The 4,058-nt window shown below is 60.3% G+C and carries 5 protein-coding genes; 3 read left to right on the top strand and 2 right to left on the bottom strand.

Features of this window, described 5'->3' with window-relative positions; genetic code table 11:
- Positions 1-319 precede the first annotated feature (319 nt).
- Both ABX749_RS24645 and ABX749_RS24640 read right to left on the bottom strand, forming a co-directional pair.
- Positions 320-1,525, bottom strand: a complete 1,206-nt coding sequence (locus ABX749_RS24645; RefSeq protein ID WP_372898327.1) for a tetratricopeptide repeat protein — start codon at positions 1,523-1,525, stop codon at positions 320-322.
- Positions 1,526-1,551: 26 nt separating this feature from the next.
- Positions 1,552-2,217, bottom strand: coding sequence for a DUF456 family protein (locus ABX749_RS24640; protein ID WP_372898326.1), 666 nt, complete (start codon positions 2,215-2,217; stop codon positions 1,552-1,554).
- Between the two features lie 118 nt (positions 2,218-2,335).
- Here ABX749_RS24640 and ABX749_RS24635 point away from each other — a divergent pair, with 118 nt between their 5' ends.
- From ABX749_RS24635 to ABX749_RS24625, 3 genes are all read left to right on the top strand, one after another.
- Positions 2,336-2,824, top strand: coding sequence for a hypothetical protein (locus ABX749_RS24635; RefSeq protein WP_372898325.1), 489 nt, complete (start codon positions 2,336-2,338; stop codon positions 2,822-2,824).
- A 138-nt stretch (positions 2,825-2,962) separates the two neighbouring features.
- The gene (locus ABX749_RS24630) at positions 2,963-3,598 is read left to right on the top strand and encodes a flavin reductase (RefSeq protein WP_372898324.1); all 636 of its coding nucleotides are present in this window, start codon (positions 2,963-2,965) and stop codon (positions 3,596-3,598) included.
- Positions 3,595-4,058, top strand: a 464-nt coding sequence (locus ABX749_RS24625; protein WP_372898323.1) for a M20/M25/M40 family metallo-hydrolase, incomplete at its 3' end; no start/stop codon positions are given. The genes ABX749_RS24630 and ABX749_RS24625, both read left to right, overlap by 4 nt.

Genomic DNA, 4,058 nt, shown 5'->3' with positions numbered 1-4,058 from the left:
GCCCGGAGTCGCGAAGCGCACTCCGGGTGGGGGCGCAGAGGACAGGGGAACCCCAGCGGGGTTCAACAAACGGCGCGGCACAATCCGGGGTGCGCAAACGGCGGCGTGAATCGGGTGAATCGTGTTGCTCTGTTCAACCCCGTCGGGGTTGGCGGCCGGTTGGCGACCGGAACTAGGGGTGCGCGGGCGCGACCCCAAGCTTTGATGTGTCACGCCGCTGGCGTGCGGGCCGCAGGAGCGATTGCCGCTCGCGAGTCGTTCCCACAACGCGGTACGGCGAGTAATTCGTCAGTAATACAATCGACATCCCCAGCGTGACCTACACGCTATCTCGATCTCGTCCTTCATCCGGCGAGACCACCGCCACGATCCCGGCGAGATCCTTGTGTTGTTCCTGCCGGAAAGCACACTCGTCAAATGCGACGATCTGCCAACCCGTTTCGGCGATCACGCTGCGGACATAGCTCGGCGAATGAAGGTACCGATGATTCCGTGAAACGACAACGTCATCGGAGTTGCTGCATTCAATCGTGAACGCGAAATGGCCGCCGTCCTTGATTCGCCCGCGCGCCGCAGAGAATACCGCCAGCAAATCGCCAAAGTAAATCAAGACGTCGGCGGCGAGGATCAAATCATATTGGGCTTGCCGGGACAAGAAATCCAGCACATCGGCACAATGCAGCTCGTCATAAACGTTCTTGGCCTTGGCCTTCTCCAACATTCGCGTCGACAAATCAACGCCAACCAACCGTTGGGCCATCGGTCGGAACGGTCGACCGCAGAGTCCCGTGCCGCACCCCAGATCCAGAATCTGCAAGTCGTTCCGCGATTCACAACGGTCGACCGCGCGGTACAGCAATTCGGGGCCTGAATACTGCAGCGCGCCCAGGTGGGTCTCGAACGTTTCCGCGTAATCATCGAACGTTTGGGTGACCATTGTCGCGGGCGTCGCCGGCGGTGGATCCTTTCCTGTCAGGGACGACAAGTTGAAACGGTTTTCAAGATTGTCAGGTTCGCGTTTAAACAGAATCTTGCGCGCGGTGATGGCATCATCGAGATCCCCGTGTCGCTCCGCCGTCTCGGCGAATTCCAACAGCAGCTCGCTGTGATCGATTCCCGCCACGATCAGCTCGCGATAACACTCCAAGGCCCGAGCCAGTTGTCCCGATCGTCCGGCGACGGCGGCCAAACCGCGGAGGGCGTCAAAATACTTGGGACGCAACTCGATGGCACGTTCAAAGGCAGCCGTCGAATCGTCAACGTCTCCGGCATGGGCGCAGATCACCCCGAGCAAATAGAACGCTCGCTCGAACGAAGGATCAAGGGTGGTTGATCGCTGGCAGCAGCGGCGTGCTTCCTCCAGATCGCCACAGCCGAGATGCGCTTCAGCCAAGGCACGAAACGCTGCCGCCGATTGGGGCGACAACCGAACGGCCTGCTGCAAGATCGCAATCGCCTCTGGGTGCCTCCCCGCCGACAACAGATCGAGAGCCGTTTGGAGCATCGCTTCGCTGGTTTCAGGCATGGCTTGCTGGATAATTGCGGGCTGGATTAAACGAGGACGGCGGCGAAGACAAGGATCACGATCAGCAGTCCCGCAATGACTTTCCCGAGCGTGCCGAACGTTCGGCCCCAGAAAGTCGAGTGTCCGACCGACCAGTTTTCTTTCCAGGACCTGCCGTCGGACCATTCGCCGTACATCGCACCGGCGGCCGCGCCGATTCCGCCAAACAGGATCGCCGCGATGACCGATCCGACCACGGGCACGGGGACACCCACGACAGCGCCGGTGATCGCCCCGACCATCGATCCGATGATCGAATACAGCGTCGATTTACGACTCGCCCCGGCCCGCTTGGCGCCGGCGGCACCGGCAAGAAACTCAAACAGTTCGCCGACCAATGCGATCGCAAATCCGGCCAACACCGGACCGTAACCGATCGCCAAACGCCCCGTCGCCGGTCCCAACCAGGCGTACAACGCGATCAACAACACACAGATCCAATTGCCCGGCAGCGCGATCAGGTTCGTGATCCAGGCCGCCAAGCAACCGAGAACCAGCCCGATTGCCAACAAAATGACGCCGGTCGTTTCCAGCCACGGAGTCCACCCGTCGGCGGTTTCAGCAAAGAGCAACACGGCGGCGGTCATGAAACCTGATGTAAACGTGAACGGTGAAGAGGTTGGAATCCTGGCACGTATTAGACACCGATTCATCCACCGTTCCCAGGCAAGTCCGTTCCCAGGCAAGCTAAACGCTTACCCCACACTGACAACGGTACAATGGTCGCACGCCTTTCGTTCTTCACCCCCCACGCGTTCGGGAGCCAGCACCATGTCCACTCCAGTCCAAGCCACGTTCGCCATCGCATTGCTCGCGATGGTCGTCGGATGCGGCGGCAAGCAATCCGTCATGACCACCGAAGACGGGGAACAAGTCACGGTATCGCAGTCGGGCGATGCGGTGGACGTGACGATCGCGAACGACTCGGGCGGCCAAACTCGAATCCAAGCCTCCTCCTCCGGGCTCAATCTGCCCGACGAGTGGCCCGATGACTTGGAGACGCTGCCGGGAATCAAGGTGATGACGACCGCCACCACGCCGCAAGGCCTGGTGGTCTCGCTGGAGTCGCCCAAATCTAGCGGCGAGACACTCGCCTTTCACGAACAAAAACTGCGCGACGCCGGCTGGGAGATTCAAATGAACATGAAGCTCCCCGACGGAGGCATGTTGACAGCGACCAAGGGAGAGCGAAGCGTCAACGTCGTGGTCTCATCCAACGATGGCAAGACCGCCATCAACATCGTGTTGGGTGCGAAGTGACAGTGGCGTAAGCTTCCAGCTTGCGATTCGCCCTGGCAAACCGGGAACGTCTCCACCTTGATCGCGGTATGCCGTTTGCACGGTATGATCGCTTCAGGGCGGATGAGGCCGCGTCGGATCCAGCAAGAGAGGTGATCGGTGGAACGCTCGACGAATCAACAACCTGACGACTTGGTCCGACTGGACGTCAGCGTTCCGATCTGGGATCGCTTCTTTATGGTCGCTCCATTGGTGGTGATCGGAACGCGGGAACAAGACGGGGAATATGACCTGGCCCCCAAGCATATGGTGACGCCGCTGGGTTGGGAAAACTATTTCGGGTTTGTGTGCACGCCGGAACACGCGACGTATCAAAACATTCGCCGCGAAGAAGTGTTCACGGTCAGCTTTCCCACCGCCGATGCGGTGGTCCTGGCCAGCTTGGCCGCCTCGCCCCGCTGTGGCGATCATTCCAAGCCCGCCCTGGTGGCCTTGCCGCGATTCAAGGCGACCACCATTGACGGCGAATTCTTGAAGCAATCGACGTTGTTTTTCGAATGCAAACTCGATCGCATCGTCGATGGATTCGGCGCCAACAGCTTGATTGCCGGCAAAATCCTTTCGGCGATGATTTCTCCGGCGGCGTTGCGGTCGATGGATGTCGATGATCAAGAAGTGGTTTCCGACGCGCCGCTGCTGGCGTATCTGGCTCCGGCACGCTACGCACGCATCAATCGCAGCCAAGCGTTCCCGTTCCCGGCCGGCTTTCAGAAAACCAGGGACGCCGAATCGTGAACAAAGCAACCGCAGGAAAGCTCTTCAGCTGGTTGACGGCACATCAGGATTCCATGGTGCGGCTGGCCCGCGAAACGGCGCTGATCGAATCACCGTCGGCCGACCCCGCGACTCAAGGCCCGGTGTTTGATCGGTTCGAGGCCGAACTAAAATCCATCGGATTCCGCTGCTGGCGTTTCCCGGGCAAGACCTCCGGCGGCCAACTGTTGGCCATGCCGGGCGACCCGAGTTCGCACACCGACCGACAGCTGCTGTTGGGACACTGTGACACAGTCTGGCCGGTCGGCACCCTGACCAAAATGCCGGTCGAATCACGTGACGGACGGCTGCATGGTCCCGGCGTGTACGACATGAAAGCGGGTCTCGTCCAAGCGGTGTTCGCCCTACGTGCGCTGCGTGAACTGGGGATCACTCCGTCGGTCACACCGGTGTTGTTCATCAATTCCGACGAAGAAATCGG

The sequence above is a fragment of the Stieleria sp. genome, assembly GCF_041595215.1.
GTDB lineage: Bacteria > Planctomycetota > Planctomycetia > Pirellulales > Pirellulaceae > Stieleria > Stieleria magnilauensis.
This window is presented reverse-complemented; position numbering and strand designations above follow the sequence as displayed.